This window comes from Mesorhizobium sp. M4A.F.Ca.ET.050.02.1.1, from assembly GCF_003997725.1.
Lineage (GTDB): Bacteria > Pseudomonadota > Alphaproteobacteria > Rhizobiales > Rhizobiaceae > Mesorhizobium.
Genome location: NZ_RZSG01000381.1, coordinates 1 through 5,642, shown reverse-complemented (window position 1 = coordinate 5,642; position 5,642 = coordinate 1). Strand labels below are relative to the sequence as shown.

Annotated in this window: 6 protein-coding genes; 4 read left to right on the top strand and 2 right to left on the bottom strand. The window is 64.9% G+C overall.

What is annotated here, in order from left to right; genetic code table 11:
• Positions 1 to 388 (bottom strand): 30S ribosomal protein S6 (rpsF, locus tag EOA33_RS22140; RefSeq protein ID WP_127406598.1); only part of this gene is annotated, 388 nt, incomplete at its 3' end.
• Between the two features lie 302 nt (positions 389 to 690).
• A complete protein-coding gene (locus EOA33_RS22135) occupies positions 691 to 2,616 on the bottom strand; it encodes an LTA synthase family protein (protein WP_127406597.1) in 1,926 nt (641 codons plus the stop codon).
• A 269-nt stretch (positions 2,617 to 2,885) separates the two neighbouring features.
• Here EOA33_RS22135 and fabD point away from each other — a divergent pair, with 269 nt between their 5' ends.
• From fabD to EOA33_RS22115, 4 genes are all read left to right on the top strand, one after another.
• Entirely contained in the window at positions 2,886 to 3,827 is a 942-nt protein-coding gene (gene fabD / locus EOA33_RS22130) for an ACP S-malonyltransferase (RefSeq protein WP_127406596.1), read from the top strand.
• Positions 3,828 to 3,884: 57 nt separating this feature from the next.
• Positions 3,885 to 4,622, top strand: coding sequence for a 3-oxoacyl-[acyl-carrier-protein] reductase (gene fabG / locus EOA33_RS22125; RefSeq protein ID WP_127399752.1), 738 nt, complete (start codon positions 3,885 to 3,887; stop codon positions 4,620 to 4,622).
• Between the two features lie 212 nt (positions 4,623 to 4,834).
• Positions 4,835 to 5,071, top strand: coding sequence for an acyl carrier protein (locus tag EOA33_RS22120; protein WP_006203723.1), 237 nt, complete (start codon positions 4,835 to 4,837; stop codon positions 5,069 to 5,071).
• Positions 5,072 to 5,105: 34 nt separating this feature from the next.
• The coding region (locus tag EOA33_RS22115; RefSeq protein WP_281033539.1) for a beta-ketoacyl synthase N-terminal-like domain-containing protein at positions 5,106 to 5,642 on the top strand (537 nt) is incomplete at its 3' end.

Genomic DNA, 5,642 nt, shown 5'->3' with positions numbered 1-5,642 from the left:
GAACCGGAAGGCATACTACACGCTGATGGACCTGACCTGCCCGCCGGCCGCGCTCGGAGCGCTCTTCGCGCTTCTGCATCATCGCGGACGGACCTTCCTCATGCGCCTCGACCTTGACGGTCAGGAAGCGCAGCACGTCCTCGGACAGGCCCATCTGGCGCTCCATCTCGTTGAGCGCGGCCGGCGGGCAGGTCAGGTCCATCAGCGTGTAGTATGCCTTCCGGTTCTTGTTGACCCGGTAGGTGAGGGACTTCAATCCCCAGTTCTCGACCCGGCCGACGGACCCGCCATTCGCGGTGATGACGCCCTTGTACTGTTCGACAAGCGCATCGACCTGCTGCTGCGAGAGGTCCTGCCGGGCAAGGAACACATGTTCGTATAGAGCCATAGTGTATCGGTGCCTTTCTTCGTTTCTCTCCCGGTTCCTCGCGGCTAAAGCCTCTGCAACTTCTCTGACCCGCGAAGCGGGGAAGAAAGGAGCATGACGAGACGGTCGAGAGCGGAGACACGGGAGGCGGAAGCGCTTCTGGCTTCACACGCGGGTTTTCGAGAAAACCCTCGGCCCTCCGTTCAGCCCCCAGCAAGGACCGGCAGATTGCGGGCGTCTATACAGGAATTCCCCAGGAAGGCAAGGGAGAGTGCGTTTCAAGCAGGGGTCCTTGCTGTCGCAGTTCTGAAAAGCCGCAGCACTCAGCTCGTATGGGCAACGACCTTGTCGACCGTCTCGGGGAAGAAGTCGGGCGCGGCGTTTCGCTTGCCGAACATCATGTCGTATTGCAGCAGGCGGAAATCGTTGATCGCAGGGTCGATCTTCTTCTGCCGCGCCCAGTCGGGCGTCGCCGCGCCGGCCGGCGACAGCAGAAGGTTGCGGTCGACGACGCGGTAGCGCTCGCGCAGGGCGCCGAGGAAGCCGGTATAGTAGGGATGCGTGATCCTGGCGGTGGTCAGGATGTGGTAGGGCAGGAAGGCGGGGCTCACCGCGCCCACGTCCTCGGCCGGGCCGGTGCGGTTCGACCAGATGATCAGCGGCGTCTGGTGGTGCTCGAGCGCCGCCTCCGGCGCTTCCTTGCGCGGCGCGACATTGTCCTTGAGGAAGCCGGTCTCGACATAGACCGGCCCGAGCGGCGGCAGGTGGTCGCCGAAGAAGGCGATCACCGTCGGCCGCTCGCGCTTCTTTGCCCATTCGACCAGGCGCTGCAGGCCGCGGTCGGCGTCAGCGGAGCCTTCAGCATAGCTCAGCAGCGATTCCCGCGCCCAGGAACTGATCGGCGCGGCGACCTTGTGGGTCGGATTGTAATAGCGGTACGGCTCGTAGGGCCCGTGGTTCTGCAGGCTGACGGCAAACAGGAAGACCGGGTCTTCGCTGGCGTCCGCCTCGCGCATGATCTCATCGGTCATCGCCGCGTCCGAGGCAAGCGGTCCACGCTTCTGCATCGGCGGCAGCGTCTCCTCGGAGCGGAAGTCGTTGAAGCCGAAATCGGCATAGACCGCGCCGCGGTTCCAGAACCAGTTGGTGCCCGGATGGATGGCGCGCGCCCGGTAGCCCTCGCTCTTCAGGAAGGTCGCCAGCGACGGCGTCGGCGTGCGCACATACTGCTGGTAGGGAATCGAGCCCGCCGGCAGGAAGGCGTTGGAGAAGCCGGTCAGCGCCTCGAACTCGATATTGGCGGTCATGCCGCCGAATTCCGGCGAGAACATGTAGCCGGAGCGCAGCGCCCGCACATTGGGGATCGGGTCCGGCGTGATGGTGACGCCCGGCAGCTTGGTCGGATCCCAGAAGGATTCGCTCATGACGACGATGATGTCGGGCTTCTCGTCGGGCACCGAGGCCGTCACCTGGGGCCGCTCGATCGCCGCGATCGCCTTGTCCGAATAGCCCGAAGGCGCCGAAACATGCGCCATCGGCACGTTGAGCGCGAAGGCCAGCGCAAAACCGTTGGAGGCGTAGTTTTCCTTCTGGTCCCACATGATCGGGATGATCTGCAGCCGGTCGCGGGTCCACGAGAAGGTGGCGTAATCCATGATCGAGACGAAGAAGGCGAGCAGCGGCACCGTCAGCGTCAGCCGCGCCAGCCGTCCCTTGCGGCTGAGGATCGGCACCTTGCGGCGCCACAGGCGCCAGCCATAAGCGAGCAGCGCCAAGCCGGCGATGATCCCCACCGCCAGCATGGCGGCGGTCCACGGCCGTTCGCGCACCAGAAGCGGCATCAGCGCCATGATCTGGCGGGAATAGAGGAAATCGGTCGGGTAGAGCGGATCGCCGAGATAGTGCGATTTTTGGTGACCGACAAAGGCCAGCGCCAGCGTCAGCGGCGCCACGATCATCAGGCCTTGGTGGCTGCGGCCGATGACGGCGTCGAGCCCGATCAGCACCAGCGCGAAGACGATGATGGTGGTCCAGCCCGGCTTGAAGGGCTGCAGGAAGAAGGCGACCGTGCCGGAAAAATCGCCGCGCACGATCCACTCGATCGCGAACACCAGTATGGCGGAAGCGAGAAGGGTGACGAGACCGTAGCGGACGATCGGCCATCTCCGCCCCGGCAGGTAGCCGGTGGACGGATCGTCTTCCAAGAACTGCGGCGCGGGTCTGGCCGCGCCCTTGCTGATCCTTGCCACTTCACTTCCCCCGGCCCGCGAAACGCGTTTTTCCACCCGCGTCACCGTTCTGTCATGGAACTGTCATCTAAAAGCTAGCGGCCTGTGGCGAAAATAAGAAGAGCCAGCAAACGATTCGTGAGCGGTTTTCATCAGGTGTGATCGAAAAAAAGTCTTTTGGAACAGGCACTCGCGCGGCGATTTGGCGTCGCATTGGGCAACCGCGGGCTTGACTTGGCCGTCCGCCTTGCGCCACAGGCAGGAAAAATCAGCCATTGGAGAGCCTCGACATGGCCGTCGCATTCACCTTTCCGGGACAGGGCAGCCAGGCTGTCGGCATGGGCAAGGACCTGGCGGACGCCTTCCCCGAGGCACGCAAAGTGTTCGAGGAAGTCGACGACGCGCTTGGCGAGAAACTGTCGAAGCTGATCTGGGAAGGGCCGGAAGAGACGCTGACGCTGACCGCCAACGCCCAGCCGGCGCTGATGGCAGTGTCGCTGGCCGCGATCCGCGCGCTGGAGGCGCGTGGCTTTTCGCTGAAGGACAAGGTGGCCTGCGTCGCCGGGCACTCGCTGGGCGAATATTCGGCGCTTGCCGCCGCCGGCTTCGTTTCCGTGGCGGATGCCGCGCGGCTGCTGCGCGTGCGCGGCAATGCCATGCAGGCGGCGGTGCCGGCGGGCGAGGGCGCCATGGCGGCAATCATCGGTCTGGAGCAGGCCGAGGTCGAGGCAGCCTGCGCCGAGGCGGCACAAGGCTCCGTCTGCCAGGTCGCCAATGACAATGGCGGCGGCCAGCTGGTGATCTCCGGCGCCAAGCCCGCGGTCGAGCTCGCGGCGAAGCTGTGCACGGAAAAGGGTGCCAAGCGGGCGCTGATGCTGCAGGTCTCCGCCCCCTTCCACTCGGCGCTGATGGCGCCGGCCGCCGAAATCATGCGCGAGGCGCTGGCCGGCGTGGCGAAGAGCGCGCCGGTGGTTCCCGTCGTCTCCAACGTCACGGTCACCCCGACCAGCGATCCCGACGAGATCGCCCGGCGCTTGGTCGCGCAGGTGACGGGCCGCGTGCGCTGGCGCGAGACGGTGGAGTGGTTCGCCGCCAACGGTGTCGTCACGCTCTACGAAATCGGCGCCGGCAAGGTGCTGTCTGGCCTGGCGCGGCGCATCAACCGCGACGTCGCCACCGGCGCCGTCGGCACGGCGGCCGATGTCGAGGCGGCGCTTGCGGCGTTTGCATAACTTAGCGACTTTCACCCCACCCATAAGCAGGGTGTTCTCTGGAATCAGGAGAGAAGAATGTTCGAACTGACCGGCCGCAAGGCGCTCGTCACCGGCGCATCGGGTGGCATCGGCGAGGCGATCGCCCGCGTGCTGCACAGCCAGGGCGCGATCGTCGGCCTGCACGGGACGCGCATCGAGAAGCTCGAGGCGTTGGCCGCCGAGCTCGGTGACCGCGTGAAGCTGTTCCCGGCCAACCTGTCCGACCGCGACGAGGTCAAGGCGCTCGGCCAGAAGGCGGAGGCCGATCTCGAAGGCGTCGACATCCTCGTCAACAATGCCGGCATCACCAAGGACGGCCTGTTCGTGCGCATGTCGGATGCCGACTGGGACAGCGTGCTGGAGGTCAACCTCACCGCCGTCTTCCGCCTGACCCGTGAGCTGACCCATCCGATGATGCGCCGCCGCCATGGCCGCATCATCAACATCACCTCGGTGGTCGGCGTCACCGGCAATCCCGGCCAGACCAATTACTGCGCCTCCAAGGCCGGCATGATCGGCTTTTCCAAGTCGCTGGCGCAGGAGATCGCCACCCGCAACATCACCGTCAACTGCGTCGCCCCGGGCTTCATCGAATCGGCCATGACCGACAAGCTCAACGACAAGCAGAAGGAGACGATCATGGCGGCGATCCCGACCCGGCGCATGGGCACCAGCGCCGAAGTCGCCTCCGCGGTTGCCTATCTCGCCTCCAACGAAGCGGCCTATGTCACCGGCCAGACCATTCATGTGAATGGCGGCATGGCGATGATCTAGGGTGTGTTGACGGACCAAGGTCCGGCGGTTGTGAAAAGCGCCATTTCGGCTTGGACCTCCCGCATTTTTCGTGTAATGCGGCCCGCAACCCGGCGGTTCGGGCAAAAACCGGTCCTGTGGCGTTGCGTTACCCGCAAGACCATATTTCAGCTTGATTAGCGGCATTCCGCCCGCTAACGAAGACAACTCAACATAAGACGAGGATGCCCCAAATGAGTGACACCGCAGAGCGCGTCAAGAAGATCGTCATCGAGCACCTGGGCGTCGATGCCGACAAGGTGACGGAGCAGGCGAGCTTCATCGACGATCTGGGCGCAGACAGCCTCGACACGGTCGAACTCGTCATGGCGTTCGAAGAAGAGTTCGGCGTCGAGATTCCGGACGATGCCGCCGAGACCATCCTGACCGTCGGCGATGCCGTAAAGTACATCGACAAGGCCTCTGCCTGAGGCTTTTCGCAGGCATGATCGGGGAGGACCTGCGATGAGGCGTGTCGTCGTCACGGGCCTTGGCCTGGTTTCGCCGTTCGGCATGGGCTTCGAGCACAGCTGGAAGGAACTGCTGACCGGCCGCAGCGCCGCCAAGCGCGTCACCGAATTCGAAGTGGAGGATCTTGCCTGCAAGATCGCCCACGTCATTCCGCGCGGTGACGGCTCCAACGGCACGCTCAATCCCGAAGCCGTGCTCGAGCCGAAGGAACTGCGTAAGATCGGCGACTTCATCCTCTACGGGATCGTGGCCGCCGACGAGGCGCTGAAGGATTCCGGCTGGCGGCCGAGCACCGAAGAAGAGCGCTGCGCGACCGGCGTCATGATCGGCTCCGGCATCGGCGGGCTCGAGGGCATTGCCGAGAACGCGCTGATCCTGCACGAGCGCGGGCCGCGCCGCATCAGCCCGTTCTTCATTCCCGGAAACATCATCAACCTGGTGTCGGGGCAGGTGTCGATCCGGCACGGGCTGAAAGGCCCCAACCATGCCGTCGTCACCGCTTGCTCGACCGGCGCGCACGCCATCGGCGAT